This window comes from Shewanella sp. S1-58-MNA-CIBAN-0166 (assembly GCF_040310085.1).
Taxonomy (GTDB): domain Bacteria; phylum Pseudomonadota; class Gammaproteobacteria; order Enterobacterales; family Shewanellaceae; genus Shewanella.
Window position 1 is genome coordinate 61,939 of record NZ_JBEOPN010000002.1, and the last position, 18,162, is coordinate 80,100.

The following is an 18,162-nucleotide window of genomic DNA, read 5'->3' on the forward strand; positions in this document are numbered from 1 at the left end:
ATCAATATGAGCATTATTAACGATGCACTTTCGTATTTATCCCCTGGCTGGGCGCTAAAACGACAGGCAGCCGCAATGAGTTATCGCAACCTTAAAGGTTACGAAGCTGCTAGCCCAAGCCGAACCCACAAAGCCAATAAAGAGGGACGCGGTGCGAACCAGGCGGTATTTGCTGCAGGTAAAAGCTTGCGGGAACAGGCGCGATGGTTAGACGAAAACCACGATCTCAGTATTGGCATTTTAGACCGAATGGAAGAACGGGTTATTGGTGCCCAAGGAATTGTGGTTGAGCCACAGCCCCGTAGTATTAGTGGTGAAATACTGGATGATTTGGCCAATGATATTCAACGCCGTTTTGCTGCATGGTCATTAAAGCCTGATGTAACAGGGCGCTACACACGGCCAGAGCTTGAACGCTTAGTGTTACGTACCGCATTGCGCGATGGTGAAGTATTCGGCCATCAAGTGCGTGGCAAGGTGGCTAAGTTTGGTCACCCCAACCCGCAAGGCACGCAATACAGTATTGAGGCGTTAGAGCCTGATTACATTCCGTTTGAACTTAACGATGTATCAACCCGCGTTCGCCAAGGGTTAGAGGTTAATGGTTGGGGGCAGGTGGTTAATTACCATGTGTTGTTTGATCACCCGTCTGACCAAATTGGCTTTCGCTACAAAACTAAAATGGTACCTGCAAGTAACATGTTGCACCTTGGCATGTTTAAGCGCCTGCACCAGCTGCGCGGTATCAGTATTTTTCACGGCATTTTAACCCGCCTTGGCGACATTAAAGACTATGAAGAGTCTGAACGGGTAGCCGCTCGTATTGCTGCAGCCTTAGCGTTTTACATCAAACGCGGTGACGCCAGTATGTTTGGCCTAGATGGTGATGCTAAGGCTGACCGTGAAATTAACATTGCACCAGGCATGACCTTTGATGATCTCGCTGTTGGTGAAGACGTCGGCATGATTGAGTCAAATCGCCCTAACGTGCATTTAGTCGATTTTCGTAATGGTCAGTTAAAAGCCTGTGCCGCGGGTACCCGTGGCAGTTACTCAAGCATTGCCCGTGATTACCAAGGCAGCTACTCAAGCCAACGCCAAGAGCTGGTTGAGCAAGATGAGTCGAACCGCATTATGCAGCAATGGTTTTGTGCCGGTTGGGCGCGGCCTGCGTTTCGTAACTGGTTGGAAATGGAGTTAATGAACAAGCAAGACCCTATAACCCTGCCGCCAGACCTAGACACCCGCACCTTGTTTGATGCTGTGTATTACGGACCCACCATGCCATGGATTGACCCCCGCAAAGAATCCCAAGGTTGGGAAATGATGATAGCCGGTAATGCCGCAACCGAGGCTGACTGGGCGCGAGCCCGTGGCCGTAACCCAAGCGAAGTTAAACGCCAGCGTCAACGTGAGGTGAAGTTTAACCGCGAAAACGACATGGTCACGGGTAACGACCCAGAGCCACAAAACGGAGAAACCCCAAGTGAAAAAGACAAAACTAAGTCTAGCCGTGGCCGCCATGATGCTAATGCCAAGCGCATCAGCGAGCTTGACCGAGAGTAAAGAAAAACGCGGTATCTACAGCATGAAAGGTGCTGCCAATGGTGTGGTCGAATTGATTTTATATGGCGATGTTGGCTGGGATTTTACCGCCAAACAAATCGCCACTGACCTACGTGCAATGGGCAAAGTGTCGCAGATTAACGCTTACATTCAATCGGGTGGCGGCGATGTGATGGATGGCATGGCCATTTATAACATTCTCGCTCGCTGGCCTTGCCAAAAGTCGATTTGTATTGAGTCAGTAGCAGCTTCTATGGCCAGTGTTATTTGCATGGCATTCGACACCGTGATTATGCCGTCCAATGCCTTTTTGATGATCCATAGCAATTGGGGCGGTGCAGTTGGTACCGCTGATGATTTACGTGAATATGCTGACTTGCTCGATAAGTGGCGCTCAAGTATGGGTAAGGCTTATCAAGACAAAGCCAGTGGCAAGTTAAGTGATGAGCAGCTCGCCCAATTTTTCAAAGAAGATACTTGGTTGTCGGCACAAGAAGCGGTTGATCTTGGGCTAGCAGATGAAGTGATAGAACCGATGCAAATGGCTGCATCAATTAATTTTAAACGACTGAAGGACTTTAATAATATGCCTAAAGCATTACAAACCCTGCTAGCACAACAGGGCAATATCGGTGCTACCAACACGCCTGCGCCAGCAGCCACTAACACCCCAGCCGCATCGGTACCAGCACCAGCTGCACCGTCGCAAGCTGATATTCAAGCGGCTGCTATTACATTTAATGCAGAACGTATTACCGGCATTAATGCCGCGTTCGCCACGTTCCCGCAATTAGCTGAGCTTAAAAACAGCTGTATTGCCGATGCCAACATTAATGCCGAAAAGTCGAAAGACCTTATCTTGGCTAAGCTTGGTGAAGGTATCACGCCGTGCGCCGTGCAGCCTAAAAGTGTCATTATTCATGCCAGCAACGGTAACATTGTTGGTGACTCAATTCGTGCGCAATTAATGGCTCGGGCTGGACATGAAGCTGCACAAAAAGACAATGGCTATGGTAGCTATAACTTACGTGAACTTGCTCGTGCATCGTTAGCCGATCGCGGTATTGGTTGTGCCGGTATGAACGTGATGCAAATGGTGGGGTTAGCGTTTACTCATACCTCATCTGATTTCGGTAACATCATGTTAGATGTGGCCAATAAGTCAGTATTAAAAGGTTGGGCTGAAGCGGCTGAAACCTTTGAACGTATCGCTAAAAAAGGTCAGTTAAGTGACTTTAAAGTCGCGCACCGTGTTGGCATGGGTGAGTTTAAAAGCTTACCAGAAGTGAAGGACGGAGCAGAGTACAAGTACATCACTGTTGGCGACCATGCTGAAAAAATTGCCCTAGCAACCTACGGCGGTATTTTCACGTTAACACGCCAAACGGTTATCAACGATGACATGGACATGTTAATGGGCGTACCGATGAAAATGGGTAAAGCGGCCAAGCGCACTATTGGTGATTTGTTTTGGGCTGTGTTAACCAAAAACGCCAAAATGAACGACGGTAAAGACTTGTTCCATGCCGATCACGGTAACTTAGCATCGGGTGCGCCAAGCGTTGAAGCATTCAGTATTGCTGCTGAGTTAATGGAATCGCAAATGATTGGCGAATCACCATTAAATATCATGCCAGCATTTGCATTGGTACCACCTAACCTTAAGCGTGCAGTGCTGCAAATAATTCAGTCAACGTCGGTTAAAGGCACTGATGCAAACTCAGGTATTGCTAACCCAATCCGCGACTTTGTTGAAGTGTTGTCAGAGCCTCGCTTAAAAGCGAAAAGCGATAAAGAGTGGTACTTATCAGCCGCTCAAGGTGAAGACACGATTGAAGTGGCTTATCTTGATGGTATCGACACGCCATACATTGAGCAGCAACAAGGTTTCACTGTTGATGGTGTAGCAACCAAAGTGCGTATTGATGCTGGTGTATCACCACTTGATCACCGTGGATTGGTTAAATCAACGGGTGTGTAACTCGCATGCATTTCGAAACAAAAGCGGCCGCTAACTCGATTGAGGAAGCGGCCTTTTTAATGGCAAATTTTTAACGTAATTGGGAAAAAACCTTATGAAAAATTGTGTAGCAGATGGCACTACCATCGACTTTATCGCCACGGCAGCAGTTGCCAGTGGTGACCCAGTATTAGTAGGTAAAGTGGTTGCCGTATCGCTTGGCAATGTTGCTATTGGTGACGCGGGCGTCGGTGCAACTGAAGGCGTATATGAATTGCCAAAAGTGACCGCTGATGACATTACCCAAGGTGGGCAGGTGTATATCAAGGCTGATGGCATGATCACTAGTGTTGCATCAGGCAATACCTTAGCAGGGAAAGCTTGGGCCGATGCGTCTAACCCAAGCGATACAGTATGGGTAAAAGTTAATGCCTAGCTTGGCATCGGTATTTGCTGACCGAGTAAATGCCAAAATAGCACGGGTGTTTCAGCGCTTGGCTGACCCGTGCGAGTTTGCCCCAATGGATGGGGCAACACCTTATAACCGTTTGGTTTCGTTAGATGATAACGGCAGTGAAATTGCCGCATCGTCTAATGAGTATGTGCCCGAGTTAATCATGCGTGCTGAGTTTTTACTCACCGAGGGTGATGTTAATTCCGGTGATGTATTCACCATTAGCGGTACTGAGTGCCGGTTAACGCAACGGGTTAGCACCGACTCGGTATGTGTGACTTATATTTATATTCAACTTTAAGGCGACATCATGGCGTTAACAATGACAGGTTTTGACGCAGTAAATCGCGAGCTTAAACGCATGCGTGATGCGCAGTCGCCAGCCATTGAAAAGGCCATAGACGATGCAGCCAAGTTTGGTAACCAGCTAGCGGTAGATGAAATATTCACAAAGTACGGCTTTAAGTCGAGGTCGTATGTGGATCAGCATTTCAGTGTCAGCATTAACCCCAAAACCCTTAGATCTTACATTAGCGCAAGGATGCGCCCCAGCACCTTAACCCGTTTTGCCAGCCCACGTTATAAAGTGGGTAAGCGGGCGGCAAGGGTCGCCGGTGGCTTTAGCATAAACGTTATTCGCAATAAGCCTGTGTGGTTTAGTGGTGCGTTTACTGTCATTGGCCGCAACGGTAATCAACTTATGTTTAGTCGCAAAAAGGGTGATAACTCTTGGCGTGAACTTAACGGACAAAAAGCGTTATACGGCCCTTCAGTGGCAGGCAGCTTTGGCTTTATGCGTGATGATTTAGAACCACCCATTATTGCCCATCTGCGTAAAAAATATGGCCAATACGCTAAGTAGTCTTTTACCAAGCATCGAGGTACCCATGATCCAAACTATTTTAGACCGACTCAAATTGGTTGACGGTGCAACTGTGCGCGAAGGGTTTTACACCCAAGGGCTGGCAAAAGAACAACAGTTTATCTTTTTGCAGCCTTATACCGATTTGTTTGGTGCTAAAAATGGGCTAGATAAATACCGTGATGAAATTGCCTTACAAGTGGTAGCCGGTATCAATTTAAGCAAATCAACTGAACCCACCGCCGAGCTAATCAACTTAGTTCGAGACATTCGCACTGCCTTTTTTAAAGACGAGCGTAACACTGAAAAACCCTCGTGGTTGCCTAGTGCTATCAGCTTTAAAGAAGCTGAACCCTGTAAATACATTATGCCCGAAGCCCATGAAAAACATGGTCTGGCGGTCATTACCTTAACCCTTGTTCATTTAGTTACATTTGGAGATAAATTATGAGCGAAATCGTAACCGAAAGTTACATCGGCTCAGGCATTGTGTATGTCAATGGCCGCGATGTTGGTAACGCCAGTGGCGTAAAAATCGACATCGAGCAAGAAACCAAAGAGCAGCCTAACTATCGTGGCGGTGGCGGTAATGCCGCTGAAATCACTAAAGTGAAATCGGTAAAGCTATCGATGACATTAAACGATTTTAGTAACGCCAACTTAGCATTGGGCTTGCGCGGTAAAGTTGAAGTATTAACCGCCGGTGCTGTCACCGACGAAGTGATTATTGCCATATTAGATGGTTTAGCCGACACCGCTAAAATGATTGATACCACTATCCCGCCAGTTGTCACTAATGCGGCAGGTTCAACTACTTACGACGTTGATGTTGATTATGTTGTTAGTGCCGGTGGTATTCGTGCATTAAGCACCGGTGCTATTACTGCAGCAGAATCGTTAAAAGTCAGTTACACCAGTAAAGCCGGTAATGCGTTGCAAGCACTGGTTGAGTCAGGCGCTGAGGTCAAAGTGATTGTTGATGGCGTCAACGATGCCACGGGGAAACCTTACACGCTTAAGTTCTACCGCTGGAAGCCTAGCCCAACATCAGGTCTAGATTTAATCGGTGACGACTTTGGTTCGTTTGACATTGAAGGTGGCGTACTTGCCGACAGCAGTATTGTCGCTACTGGTAAGTCTAAATTCTTTGTACGTAGCGCTGCGTAAGCGTCTTTCCAGATAATAAGCACCAGGTCCAACCAAACAACCCACAACAGCAATGTTGTGGGTTTTTTATTTTGTTTTTTAACGCTAATTTGGTGATGTATGAGTTTTAAAGACCAAGTCATTAACCTGATCATTCAGGGCAAAGATTTATTTTCCAGTGAAGCTAAAAAGTCTGAAAAAGCGGTTGCTGAATTAGCATCACAAAGCGAAATCCTTAATGCCCGTTTAAAAGAGTTAGAAGATTTACAAGCGGCCGCCAATTCAATTGATGGTTTAACTGCATCAATCAGTAAAGGCGAACGTGCCTATAAAGATAACTCGGTTGCTCTCGACAAACTGGTCACCGAACAAAAGGCAGCCGTTAAAGAGTTAAAGCAACTTGAAGCCGCGCAAAAAGCGGCAGAAGGTTCAACCAATCAACTTGAGCAAGAATACAATCAAGCTCAAGCAGCATTAGTTAAATATGAAACCGAGCTACAACAAGCCCGAGTTGAAGTTGCAAAGCTCAGTACCGAGCAACAACAAGGTGCCACGGCCAGTAAAGAGCAAGCGACCGCATTAACCAAAGCCAGTACCGATTTACAAAAATTAACCAATGAACAAACCAGCGCTAAAAATGCGGCCACCGAACTTGCCACAGCATTAGACAACCAGCGCCGAGATCTACTTGAGGCTAGCACCGCCACCGAAGCAGCTAGTCGAAATAAAGCTGATTACACATTAAAGGTTAAAACTGCTCGCACCGAGGTAAACCAGCTAGCGAGCAGCATTAACAAAAACAAAACTGAATTAGACAAAAATACCGCCAGTTTAAAAACTGCTGGCGTCAGCATGGACAACCTTGCAGATGCCACCAAGGACTTAAAGCAGCAACAAGCCGCTGCCGAAACCGCATTAGGCGGCGTAAACACCAAGCTTGAACGCCATAATAAGTTATTGGTTGAGTCTAAAAAAGACGCCGGTGATTTTGGTGGCAGCATTAAAAGTGCAACTGTCTCATTGGTTGCCATGGCCGGCGCCTACATTGGTGTCGATAAGTTATGGGAAAGCCTTAAGTCGATACTGACTGCAGGTGATGATGCTGCATCATTTAGCGCCCAAATGACCGCTATGATGGGCAGTATTGCCAGTGGTGAACAAGCCACCCAATGGATTAAAGACTTTGCCAATAATACAGGTACCCGTTTAGATACTGCCAAAAAATCCTTTGCATCGTTAAAGACATTTGGCATTGATCCAATGAATGGATCATTGCAGTCGATGGTTGATTACAATGCACGCTTAGGTGGCAGCCAAGAAAAATTAGAAGGTATTATTTTAGCGGTTGGCCAAGCATGGGCTAAGCAGAAACTGCAAGGTGAGGAAATATTACAGCTGGTTGAGCGCGGCGTGCCCGTGTGGGACTTGCTTGAAAAAGTCACCGGTAAAAATGTGACGCAGTTGCAAAAAATGAGCGCGGCAGGCGAGTTGGGCCGCGACGTCATGAAGCAACTGTTTGACGAAATGGGCAAGCAAGCCAATGGGCAAGCATCAAAAAGCCTCGAGCGCTTAAGTGGTCAAGTAAACTTAATGTCCAACAAGTGGACAGAGTTTAAAACCATTATTGCTGATTCTGGTGCGTACCAGGTAGCGGTTGATTTTATCCAATCGTTAAATGATAAGTTTGATGAACTGAATAAAAACGGCCAAATCAAACAGGCCGCGCAAGACATTAGCGACTTTTTTACCACCATGATCCGCGATGGTGGCGCCAGCATTACCGCCACACTTGAGAACATCGCCGCATTTGCTCGGGCATTAAATGTGATTAGCGGATCGTTACGCTTAGTGTGGAACGGTATTACGGCTGGGCTATCTGCTATTGCGCTTGTCGCTACCGCATCATTTGCCAAAATTATTGATGCTTATGCTTATATGATTGAGGCGCTTGGTGGTGATGAACTTGGCGCTTCTATCCGTCAAGTGTCGGAGGCTGTAAAAGCTATTTCTAATGGCTACAAGCAACAAATTGAGCAAGACAGCAAAGACATTAATGCTGCTTGGAAACAGATAACGGGGGAGGTTGAGAGTGCGGCAAACAGTGCCTATAAAGCAGCCGGTGATGCAGCAACTAAAAGCGCCAAGGTGCAGACTGATGCTGCTAATAAAGTGGCTGATGCTCAAGATAAGCTAGCCGAGTCAACTGACGATCAAACTAAAGCCATTGATGCTTATGAAGCAGCAATGAAAAAAGCAAATGTAACTACATTAAAGTCTTTACAGGATATAGCTGCTAAGGCAAAAACAGCTTACGACCAAGTTAATGAAGCTGTTAAAAATGGTGTTGGCTCCACTTATGACGCAGAACAAGCATTTTTAAAATACGCTGAAGCATCGATTAAAGCCGCTGCTGCTGGTGATACTCAGGTCGATGCGAGCATTCGCCAACAAGCCGCTAACCTTGGGCTAGCTGATAATATTGATGGGTTAGTTGCTCAATATCAAAAGCTAAAGCAAGCGCAAACGTCGATTGGTGAAAGTGGCCAGCAAGCTGAACAACAGGTAGAAAGCTCAAGTACTAACATTGGTATTAGTATTCAAAATACCGTGGGTGTAATTGTTAAAAGCGCTCAAGATGCGGGGTCTACATTATCCAGCATCGCCGAGTTCTTCACCTCATATTTACGTGGCATAACAGCTGAAGTCGCTGAACTCAGCACGGGTGCTGTGGCTTACTTTAAGTCGATACTGTATGGCCAAACGCTATTAACTGACTCAAGTAGTGAGCTAGAGAAAACCATTCAGGTTTATAAAAATCTAAGTGGTGAGATTGGTGATCTGCTTGATGTGCAAGCCAAGTCAATCGATTTTACTGGCATTAGTAATTTCGCTCGTAAAGCTGAGATAGCAGGCAAGCAAGCCCAAGCAGCATATTACAGTCAGCGTATTGAGCTGCTTAAAATGGTCGATGCCCTCAATGCTGCCGAAAGTGGCAACATTGGCTTAGTCGATAGCGCCGAACGTGCGGCTAACTCAATGAACTTGATGAACGATCAAGACTTGGGTGTGCTTAAGTCAGCTATTGATTCGGCAAAATCAAGCATGGACTCGTTGCGTGATAGTGCTCAATCAACCCTCGATACGTTGCAAGACGAACTAGACGGCTACCTTGGCCGCCAGGATGAAATTGAAAAGCGCCGTTATCAGCAAGAACTAGCCGATATTAAAACCCAGTTAGCTCAGGCTGAATCAACGGGTGACAAGACATTAATCACCCAACTGAAAGAAGCCGAAAAAACGCTAAACAAGGTTTACGCTTATCGCACCGCCGAAATAAAAGCCCAGCAAGACGCCAGCGAAAAGCAAGCCATTAGCGACGCTGCTACCACCAAACAGCAATCTACCGCCAGTGCTGTGCAAACCAATGTGACTACCCAAACCCAGCCAACCACTACAACAGCCGCCGCGAATAGTAGCGACACCGTAGTGCTGCAGCTGCAAGTGGGTAACCGCACGTTTGATGCACAAACCAAGCGCAGTATTGTGAATGAACTTGTGGCCGAGATTAAGCGTTTGCAGTCGGTGGGTGGTTAGCCGCTCGTTTGCAGTAACCCAAAATAAAGAGGCGCTATGTTTAACACCACTATCGACACCATTGTGTTGACCGAACCATTGCACTGGCTAAACCGCAATAACACCCAACGGGTTGCCGCCAATATGAAGCGGGCACTTAACGGTGCCCCGCATATTCAGCAAACCATTATCCCTGCAGGTATTGCGTTAGAGCTTGGCAGTAAAAACGGTTGGATGCCCCGCAGTGAGTTCGAACAACTGCAAGCCCACGCGGCCACCACATTAACCGAGTTTACGATTAACCACGACGGCAGTGACATTAACGTGATGTGGGATAGCACTCAAAACAGCGTGATCACTGGTGACGATGTTGACGACCAGTTGGGTGGGTATCCGTTGCTGACCAACGTGGTATTACGATTTTTAACGCTGTAACTCTTTCTCGCTTATTGATAAACACAGGTGGCCCATGAGCATTACCCGTAATGATTTAAAGATATTTAAACCCGAACAGTTGGGTACCAGCGACGATGCTGGCGGCCAACGAACTCGTAATGCGGTTCAGTCTGGTAAGTTAAATGAATTGTTTACTGCGATTTCTGACATTGACCACGCGCAATCGTCACTCGACATTGTTAAGTGTTATCCCGCATTAGACACCATAGACACTGGCACCTTACTCGATGCGCATGTGTTTATTAGCCAGCCACCGAGTGATCCGCTCGTGTCGATGTTGCTAGTTGAAGCCGATGCATTAGACGATGAAGACCGTATGGTCGAAATGAAAGAGATTTTAGAATCGTCGGTTACCGCTGGGTCATTAATCCGTTCGGGCGCCCCAGGCTTCTTACCCAATCAAAACAGTTTTAGCCGCGAGTATTTACAGTCTACGTATATGTTTGACGGCAAAGAGTATCGCAAAACCACCAGTTTGCGGGTTGGCCAAGTGATTGCCATTACCGTTGAGTATGCAGGTATTGAAGATGCCGACTGGCCGCGTAAAACCCATTACGCCATGGTGACCGATACTAATGCACCAGGTAACAGTGAAGGCAATATTGTATTTGATCCACCCATCGATTTTGCTACCCCTGACTATAACGTCACCGTGAACGCCACAAGTAATTGCACCAAGCTGCGACTCACCAACGAAGCCAGCCCGTTAACGTTTCATGGTGTGAGTAAGTTAACTGCTGCCAGTAGCAACAAGAGTCTAGCCGTGCAAGCAGTACAGCAAAACCTATTGCCAGTGGTATTAAGCGAACAAGTTAAAACAGGCCAAGCCATTAGCGACGGTGACATAGTCCGTAAAACGGTATCGCAAAATGCGACAACTGCACAAAGCTATCAGTTTGCCTTGGTTGATGTATTACAGGGCGCCAATATCGCCGTTGATTACACCCCAATCACCAGTTACACATCGGGCGGCATTCAATACGGCAGTGACGACGCCATTGTGGTGGTCAGCAGTGACACGGTGAGTGTGACGTTATCGCGTAAACCTGACCTCAATACCCCAGTGTCGTTGCAGTACATCTCGGGTGTGTCGTATCAAAACTATGACAATACTGATGCATTCCCTGCAGATCGCGAATTAGTGCCCAACACGTTAACGGGTAAAGTGACTCGCCAAAGTACGCCATATCAATTTACCGAGCGTGATGGCGCGTTATACATCACCGTTTACTCTGGGTTTGGAGTGACTATTCAAGAAGAAATACGTGCAGCCATTGTAGACTATCAAACAGGCATCATCACACTTGAGAATGGTATCTCTAATCTTGTGTATGTTGGCTTAGTCATTGCTCCAGAATCAGCTAATGTGGCGACGTTTGTACTCAATGCCAGTGATGCATTGTTAGATACCTTTTATGTGCAGGTGTTTACCGTGGGTGATGTGTTAATCAGCGCCAGCTGTGACAGTAACGGCACGGTAACGGGTACAGGCATTAGCGGCAGTATTGTGAATAACCTGGTGCAGTTGTCGTTTACTCAAGACGTTAAGTTAAGCACCTTGCGGTATGACATTACCGAGCAGGTACGCAACTTACCGCCTGCTGATATTTATGGCCTAAACCCGCTGCGGATCCCCAATGCGGGTATTGTCGATATTTATCGCGCTTGGGGCACCATTGCCGTGTCGCATACTGACTACCAAAACATCGTTAGCCCAAGTAATGGCACGGTTATTACGATTCGCACTGGCAGTAACTTTATTGATATTAGCGACGCAACAGGTGCCAGTTTGTGGACCGCAACCAGTGATCACTTTAGCGTTGATAGCGCAGCCGGCACCGTTACCTTAAACAGTGACTTTAGCGGCTTTACTGCACCGTTTATCTTAAGTGACACCATTAGCGAGTTAGCATTAGTGACTGCAGTGAACACCAACACAGTCACGATTTCGGCTGCGTTGTCGCGTGAGTACCCCATTGGTTCAAGTGTGGCCAGTGTGCAAATACTCGGTGACTTACAAGCGCGAGTGGGCAAAGTGCGCGACATGACCAGCTGGGCTAACAACTGGGACTTAGACGGTGCCGCTGCACAAGGTACTTTGAATACGGTTGATTACCCGATTGAAGTGACCAACGCTGCAGCAGTGAATGAAGATTGGGTGTTGGTGTTTACCTCGACGACAGCGTTCCGTTGTGTCGGTAAACGTATTGGCCAAATTGCCACGGGCGACACGGTAAACGACTTTGCCCCGATTAACTCGCTAACCAATCAACCTTACTTTGTGATTCGCTCGGGCGCGTTCGGTGCCGGTTGGAATCCTGGTGAAGCCATTCGCTTTGCCACTGTTGCCAGCGCTAAACCCGTTATGCCAATTCGCACCGTGCAAGCGGGCCACAGCCAAATCAACACCGACCGCGCCGTATTGGCGTTTCGCGGTAACGAAGCTTAATTACTTTTAATTAAAACTATTTTCGAATGAGTGCCGGCAACAATGTCGGTACCGCTTTCGCGTGAGGAAAAATCATGGGATTACCAGTAACAGTTTATCGAAGCACAGATGTTGGGGCGCCACAGCTTGATGGAACAGTTGGCGCGTGGTTGAATGTTATTCAAAAATGTTTGGTTGATGGTTATGGTACTAAAACTGCACTTGGTTGGAGTCGTGCTTTTTATGATGTAACAACAGGTCGTGTTATTTATCGTAACAATACATCAGATGGTGGTTCCGGTGGAGTGGTTAGTTTTAGTGCTGAATTAGATAATGTTACATCAACATCTAAATCATTAGTTATCCAGTGTGCTAAAGATGCTGGCGGTATAGATTCACTATCTTTTTCATTGCCATCACTGTATCGACTTTGTAACACATCAGGTTTGGCATGGGAGTTGATTGGAACCTCTAGGGGGTTTTATATAATACAACATAATACATCTAACTCTAATCTGAATACTTCTTTCGTAACCAGTCAATGGACGATATTTATAGGTGATATCATCAGTTATTTTAATAATGATGATGGCATCTTCACTATGGTAAGTGGGTCTGCTATAAATTCTAACACTACTAGTACAGAACACACATACTCAATAGGTGGCACTTTCTCAACTAATGCTACTTTGTATAATGTAGATGGAACATCATCAAAATTATTGTATTCAATTCCAGCATGGACATGGATGTATACAGGTTATATCTCTTCGACTAATACTTTTGACCCAGTTGGTCTAAATGCTACGGTTGTACTTACCCCAGCATTACTAACATTGAGCATTAATACTAAAGATGTTAATGGCATTAACAGTTATGAAAGTCAGGTATCACCTAGTATTAGAGGTGTTGTTTCAGGTTTATATAGTTCACCAATGGGTTGTTATGACAATGATACATCATACCCAAGGGAAGTTAGTTTTGATGGTTCTCTATATTCAAGAGTGCGAGGCGATGCCGCCGCTAATCTTTGGATAAACATTGAGAGTTGGAATTATGCCTAATATAGAATTTGTCTCTGGTAAGCCACAATATGACTTTCAAGGTTGCGTTACTGTTGACTGTGATGTACTAGCTGAGAGATGTGTTGTATTTAACCATAAAACAATGACTCCTATTAGATCTAAAGCAATAAATGGTACTGTTATTAGATTTAGGTTGCCTCTTAAATACACTACTAGGTTTGATTTATGCGTCATTATAGTTGATGCAAATACTGAGTATAATGCTGCTATTTTAGATGGTGTTCAGGCTGAAATAATTGACGCGAATTTAGTGAAAATATGATTCAATTACGCTTTAGCCAACCTTGGCCAAACGCCAGTTCGCCAATTACCATTCGGTTTGAAGGCGATGTGGTACCAGAACCGCCAATCCGTGCACCGTCTTTGGGTATTCATTTGGGCGTGACATGGCAACCGCCATTATTCGCTGCTAATGATTTACAGTTAGCCAACACCAGTGAACGCCTAGGCAATCAAGTTCAGTTACATGTGTTATCAAATCCCGCAACAGAAAGCTATGTAACATCTAAGTGGCAAAACAAACCACTCACTCAGCTGCAAACAGCAATACATTATGCTGGAAAGGTGTTAACTGGGTTAACTATAAACTGGCAATGGTTTGTTGCGCCTAGTGTTGAACAATACAACACACTGGTGTGGTTGGTACCTAATCAACACTGCATGGTTATGTCTGTCGATTGGCAAGTTGCACCAAGGCTTAATACGTTGCATGCAAACATCAATTGGTGTGATGGTGCAGCATTAGTTAACGATATCACCACGGCTTACCGCTATGGCAATATCAGACTAATACAACCAAGCGTTGCTTGGGGGCCACATACTGCCAGTTGGATTTGTTCAACTCGTTATCGACCACCTAAAGGTAAAGTGACGATTCGATTTAGCGAACCTTGGGCCAATTCAACCAACCCATTGCAGCTGCGTTTTACCGCTTCAGCAAACTATTGCTACTTTGACGACGGTGGCGGCTTAGTTGACGCTAACCCGAGTTTACCCAGCCTTGATTTTGAAACCCCCATCGAACCCCAACTGCGCAGGTATTATTTAATGCAGCCAACCATTACGTGTGTGCGTGTGTCTGACAACGTACCGATTGTGATCAGTAATATTAGTATCAGCCGCAGTCGTGGTCAGTGGGCCAGTTCGGTGAGTATCGATTTTTCAAGTCGCATCGATGCCAGCCGTGCTGAAAACCAACTGCTTAAAGTCGGCATTAACGGCTATGAGTTCTTTACCTTGGTTGAACAAACCAGTGTAAGCAAAGTGTTTGGCAATGAAACGTATCGCGGAACGGGCCGTAGCCGCAGCGCCGAACTTGCTACGCCATACGTATTGCCGATCAGTTATACCAACGCAACATCACGCAGCTTTGCTGGTTTGCTTAATGACATGCTTCAATTCACTGGTTGGACAATTGCCCTTAATGGCATCGTTGATTTTAACGTACCTGCAGGTGCGTTCAGTGTTGGCAGTAAGTCACCCATCGATGCAGTGCAAGAAGCCGTTGCCCAATTGGGCTGCATGTTGTTATCTAACGACGAAACTAAAGCATTAACCGTGGTCCCTCGTTGGCCAACAGTGCCGTGGTTAATGGATGGTGTAACACCAGACTTAACTGTGCACGATGCGGTGATCACCAGTTACAGTGAATCAAAAGAAATCGGTACCGAGTGCAATGTGGTTTGGCTTCGGGGTGAGCAGCAGGGCATTAGCGCAAAAGTAAAACGTGCTGGCACTGCAGGCAATATCGCCGCCGATGACATCAGCGCTCAACTGATTGTTGATAACCAAGCCGCCAGAACAGCCGGCACCAACGCACTGGCCGACACGGGCAACAAGCTTAATATCAATATGAGTTTACCCATCATGGCTGACTTACCACCTGCAACACCTGGTATGTTGATTGGTATTCGCGAAGGTGTCGATGTGTTCAAAGGTACCTGCGATTCGGTGACGATCAGTGCATCGGTTAGCGACACTGGCGACATCGATGTAGAGCAAACCATCACCGTCGTTCGCCACGTTGCATAAACGGTTGCATCTAAATCAGCATAAGGAATCGTAATGTTAAAGCAGTTACAACAAAGCTTAAGCGCCCGGCGTACCATCATGACGATTAACGCGGTCAACACAGACGGCACCGTCACCGCCAGCACTGCCAGCAACCACACTCAACGGGTAATAGGTTCTGGCAATGTTGGCGATCACATCTACGTTCAAGACGGCAGGGTGCTAGGGACTGCACCCGATTTGGCGTTTTTTGAGATAGAGGTTTAGGGGTAATTATTTTTATTGTAGTTATTTGCTATGTAACTCGTACTAGCTGACTGTTACCCATTTCAAACGGAGTTCTTCCACAACACATTTTGCCTTGATGATATAGGTATTGTCCTAAATTGATTGTCTTGCAACATAACCCCGCACTCAGGATAAACACATACCTGTAATATCAATTTACCATCTATGGATTTAGTCAAAAAATGCTATTCAAATTGATGTGTGTACACCTCTGCGTACAGAATATGGATTAGCTTTATATTTAAGCTTTTTAAATTAATGGCTTAGGTTGTTTAGTCATATAATCGTGCCAGAATAAGGTGGGTTGAATTGCGTTAGCCATAGTAAGTATAAGATCCTTTTCGCGATTAAAACCATGTTAACATTTATCAGCATAAAAAAATGATAATGAGGTAACCTTCAATATGATTTTTCTAATATAACCTTGTTTACTGGTGACTAATGTGGATTTGCTGGTTACAATTTAGTGAAGTAGTAAAGGAATATTGTATGCATCATCATGTATTTACTCAACCATGCGTCAGTGAAATAACTCAACCGACTGCGTTGACACTTCGTTTACCGGATAGTGTGAGTGATTTATTAGTACTTTCAACGATGAGTAATCCTTTAGTTGAGTTTGTGGTTAGCCAAGTTGAGCATAAACAAACGACACTCATTTTACGTATTCAACCTTTTTTGACTTTTGCTTTTGAACATACACAAACAATGATTGAAACGCCTACTCAGCCAAGGCTCGTAGGGCAGGGGATTAAGTTATATCCTTCAATGGGGGTAGCTCCACGTGTGTGTATTGAACAACTCAGAAATGGGGTGGCGATTAATATTCACGCTGATGAAGATGTGCACTTTAGTGTAGCGGGTGAAGCTCGTTTTGAACTAGTGACGTTAGAGAATGACTTACGGATTTTGAGTGAACCTCAAGCTCTCGTTATGGCTAAAGCGATATTAGGACGTAAGTTTGATTATGATGAGCCTTCTACCATGCTTGCGGTTCATATAAGTGAATTAGAGCAAGTTCGACGAGAATTACGTGATTACCTCCGAGGCGAGTCGGGCAAAATCCACCCAGGCGTCTCAACTGAGCTACTAAAACTCGATCATTTATTGCAAAATAAGCATCAATGGTTGTTACGGACCTATCATCAGTCATTAGAGCGTTCCAACTTCGGCCGCTCGTCTAATGAACAATTTTATAATAATGAACAATTACAGCGTAAATTGGATTGTTTTGAACTTTTAGCCCCTAAAGACGTGTCGGAAATGGTCAATAAGCTGTGTGATGACGATCTTTAACTTTTCAGTAACTCTAGAGCCCACCCATGTCTTATATTTGCCCTATTTGTAGCGCGCCATTAGTACAACAACAACATTCTTGGCAATGTGAACTGCGCCATCAATTTGATTGTGCTAAAGAAGGTTACGTTAATTTATTGCCTGTACAAAAAAAGAAAACAAAAGATCCTGGTGATAACAAAGAAATGATGATTGCCAGACGAGAGTTTCTTAATCAAGGCTTTTATCAACAGTTAAGCGACAAAGTAAATCAGTTAGCGCTAGAGTTTGCTGGAGATGCCACTAAGGTGCTCGATATAGGGTGTGGCGAAGGGTATTACAGTCATCGGTTATTTGAAACGTTGCAGTCTGTGGTTAAACCCCATTGTGAGTTTTATGGTTTAGATATCTCTAAGTCTGCAATTCGTTATGCTGCCAAACGCTATAGTGGATTACATTTTTGTGTGGCAAGTGCATTTGAAATGCCTTTTGCTGATGACAGTTTTGATTTAGCGATACGTATTTATGCGCCGTCTAAAGTTGAAGAGTTACAGCGGGTGATAAAACCGACCGGAATACTCATTACCGTTTCTCCTGGGCCGATGCATCACTATGCGTTAAAAAAGAAAATTTATAGTGAACCCAAACAACATCCACAAGAACCTATGGTGTTAGATGGCTTTACTTACTTAGCACACCAAGCGTTAGCTTATTCATTAACATTAACTCGTGCGGAAGACATTGATCACTTTCTTAACATGACTCCTTACGCATGGAAGTTGAGTGATTCACAGAAGTCTCAGATAATAGAGCAAGGGCTCGAGTGTGAGATAGATTTTAAAATCGAAATTCATCAACGAGAACAATAAACAATCAGATAATTGATATAAATAACTATTTGATGCTCAAAGATAAACCTTTTTGAAATGAGACTAATTAAATACCATTGTTTGGTTGATGTTTGTTGACTTATCCTGAAAATGGTTTATAGTTTACTCAGCTTGAAGGTTGGGCTTATATTTATCAATACGAACAGTTTCGTCCTGTAAACATAAGTAA

Annotated in this window: 16 protein-coding genes; 15 read left to right on the forward strand and 1 reads right to left on the reverse strand. The window is 45.2% G+C overall.

Annotated features, from left to right (window positions below; all coding sequences use genetic code 11):
• Positions 1-6 precede the first annotated feature (6 nt).
• From AAEY99_RS01845 to AAEY99_RS01905, 13 genes are all read left to right on the forward strand, one after another.
• A complete protein-coding gene (locus AAEY99_RS01845) occupies positions 7-1,566 on the forward strand; it encodes a phage portal protein (protein WP_351008832.1) in 1,560 nt (519 codons plus the stop codon).
• Positions 1,487-3,547 (forward strand): ClpP-like prohead protease/major capsid protein fusion protein, encoded by a 2,061-nt coding sequence (locus tag AAEY99_RS01850; protein WP_351008835.1) that lies wholly within the window; start codon positions 1,487-1,489, stop codon positions 3,545-3,547. The genes AAEY99_RS01845 and AAEY99_RS01850 overlap by 80 nt, the downstream gene beginning before the upstream one ends.
• Positions 3,548-3,641: 94 nt before the next feature.
• Positions 3,642-3,962, forward strand: a complete 321-nt coding sequence (locus AAEY99_RS01855) for a DUF2190 family protein (protein WP_351008838.1) — start codon at positions 3,642-3,644, stop codon at positions 3,960-3,962.
• On the forward strand, positions 3,955-4,281 hold the full coding sequence (locus AAEY99_RS01860) for a hypothetical protein (protein ID WP_351008841.1): 327 nt from the start codon (positions 3,955-3,957) through the stop codon (positions 4,279-4,281). The genes AAEY99_RS01855 and AAEY99_RS01860 overlap by 8 nt, the downstream gene beginning before the upstream one ends.
• Positions 4,282-4,290: 9 nt before the next feature.
• Positions 4,291-4,842: a hypothetical protein gene (locus AAEY99_RS01865; RefSeq protein WP_351008843.1), complete on the forward strand. Its 552-nt coding sequence runs from the start codon at positions 4,291-4,293 to the stop codon at positions 4,840-4,842.
• A gap of 25 nt (positions 4,843-4,867) precedes the next feature.
• Complete coding sequence (locus tag AAEY99_RS01870; RefSeq protein WP_351008846.1) at positions 4,868-5,293, forward strand: hypothetical protein; 426 nt, start codon at positions 4,868-4,870, stop codon at positions 5,291-5,293.
• Entirely contained in the window at positions 5,290-6,009 is a 720-nt protein-coding gene (locus AAEY99_RS01875) for a phage tail tube protein (protein WP_351008849.1), read from the forward strand. Before AAEY99_RS01870 ends, AAEY99_RS01875 begins: the two co-directional genes overlap by 4 nt.
• 99 nt (positions 6,010-6,108) lie before the next feature.
• On the forward strand, positions 6,109-9,582 hold the full coding sequence (locus AAEY99_RS01880) for a tape measure protein (RefSeq protein ID WP_351008851.1): 3,474 nt from the start codon (positions 6,109-6,111) through the stop codon (positions 9,580-9,582).
• A 36-nt stretch (positions 9,583-9,618) separates the two neighbouring features.
• Positions 9,619-9,996 carry a hypothetical protein gene (locus tag AAEY99_RS01885; RefSeq protein ID WP_335691047.1) on the forward strand — a complete coding sequence of 126 codons (378 nt, stop codon included), beginning with the start codon at positions 9,619-9,621 and terminating at the stop codon, positions 9,994-9,996.
• A 34-nt stretch (positions 9,997-10,030) separates the two neighbouring features.
• A complete protein-coding gene (locus AAEY99_RS01890; RefSeq protein ID WP_351008854.1) occupies positions 10,031-12,466 on the forward strand; it encodes a hypothetical protein in 2,436 nt (811 codons plus the stop codon).
• A gap of 74 nt (positions 12,467-12,540) precedes the next feature.
• The gene (locus AAEY99_RS01895) at positions 12,541-13,509 is read left to right on the forward strand and encodes a hypothetical protein (RefSeq protein WP_351008857.1); all 969 of its coding nucleotides are present in this window, start codon (positions 12,541-12,543) and stop codon (positions 13,507-13,509) included.
• Positions 13,502-13,792, forward strand: a complete 291-nt coding sequence (locus AAEY99_RS01900) for a hypothetical protein (RefSeq protein ID WP_351008859.1) — start codon at positions 13,502-13,504, stop codon at positions 13,790-13,792. The genes AAEY99_RS01895 and AAEY99_RS01900 overlap by 8 nt, the downstream gene beginning before the upstream one ends.
• Positions 13,789-15,561 (forward strand): hypothetical protein, encoded by a 1,773-nt coding sequence (locus tag AAEY99_RS01905; RefSeq protein WP_351008861.1) that lies wholly within the window; start codon positions 13,789-13,791, stop codon positions 15,559-15,561. Before AAEY99_RS01900 ends, AAEY99_RS01905 begins: the two co-directional genes overlap by 4 nt.
• Before the next feature lie 57 nt (positions 15,562-15,618).
• On the opposite strand, the gene AAEY99_RS01910 is transcribed toward AAEY99_RS01905, so the two are convergent.
• A complete protein-coding gene (locus AAEY99_RS01910) occupies positions 15,619-15,750 on the reverse strand; it encodes a hypothetical protein (RefSeq protein WP_351008864.1) in 132 nt (43 codons plus the stop codon).
• A gap of 567 nt (positions 15,751-16,317) precedes the next feature.
• On the opposite strand from AAEY99_RS01910, the gene AAEY99_RS01915 reads away from it, so the two are divergent.
• Both AAEY99_RS01915 and rlmA read left to right on the forward strand, forming a co-directional pair.
• Positions 16,318-17,124: a hypothetical protein gene (locus AAEY99_RS01915; protein WP_351008867.1), complete on the forward strand. Its 807-nt coding sequence runs from the start codon at positions 16,318-16,320 to the stop codon at positions 17,122-17,124.
• Positions 17,125-17,150: 26 nt separating this feature from the next.
• The gene (gene rlmA, locus AAEY99_RS01920; protein ID WP_351008869.1) at positions 17,151-17,972 is read left to right on the forward strand and encodes a 23S rRNA (guanine(745)-N(1))-methyltransferase; all 822 of its coding nucleotides are present in this window, start codon (positions 17,151-17,153) and stop codon (positions 17,970-17,972) included.
• Positions 17,973-18,162 lie beyond the last annotated feature (190 nt).

Bases quoted from the DNA above. Each gene is read 5' to 3' on its own strand.
- AAEY99_RS01845 (WP_351008832.1), top strand. From the start codon at position 7: ATGAGCATTATTAACGATGCACTTTCGTATTTATCCCCTGGCTGGGCG.
- AAEY99_RS01855 (WP_351008838.1), top strand. From the start codon at position 3,642: ATGAAAAATTGTGTAGCAGATGGCACTACCATCGACTTTATCGCCACG.
- AAEY99_RS01860 (WP_351008841.1), top strand. From the start codon at position 3,955: ATGCCTAGCTTGGCATCGGTATTTGCTGACCGAGTAAATGCCAAAATA.
- AAEY99_RS01865 (WP_351008843.1), top strand. From the start codon at position 4,291: ATGGCGTTAACAATGACAGGTTTTGACGCAGTAAATCGCGAGCTTAAA.
- AAEY99_RS01870 (WP_351008846.1), top strand. From the start codon at position 4,868: ATGATCCAAACTATTTTAGACCGACTCAAATTGGTTGACGGTGCAACT.
- AAEY99_RS01875 (WP_351008849.1), top strand. From the start codon at position 5,290: ATGAGCGAAATCGTAACCGAAAGTTACATCGGCTCAGGCATTGTGTAT.
- AAEY99_RS01880 (WP_351008851.1), top strand. From the start codon at position 6,109: ATGAGTTTTAAAGACCAAGTCATTAACCTGATCATTCAGGGCAAAGAT.
- AAEY99_RS01885 (WP_335691047.1), top strand. From the start codon at position 9,619: ATGTTTAACACCACTATCGACACCATTGTGTTGACCGAACCATTGCAC.
- AAEY99_RS01890 (WP_351008854.1), top strand. From the start codon at position 10,031: ATGAGCATTACCCGTAATGATTTAAAGATATTTAAACCCGAACAGTTG.
- AAEY99_RS01895 (WP_351008857.1), top strand. From the start codon at position 12,541: ATGGGATTACCAGTAACAGTTTATCGAAGCACAGATGTTGGGGCGCCA.
- AAEY99_RS01900 (WP_351008859.1), top strand. From the start codon at position 13,502: ATGCCTAATATAGAATTTGTCTCTGGTAAGCCACAATATGACTTTCAA.
- AAEY99_RS01905 (WP_351008861.1), top strand. From the start codon at position 13,789: ATGATTCAATTACGCTTTAGCCAACCTTGGCCAAACGCCAGTTCGCCA.
- AAEY99_RS01915 (WP_351008867.1), top strand. From the start codon at position 16,318: ATGCATCATCATGTATTTACTCAACCATGCGTCAGTGAAATAACTCAA.
- rlmA (WP_351008869.1), top strand. From the start codon at position 17,151: ATGTCTTATATTTGCCCTATTTGTAGCGCGCCATTAGTACAACAACAA.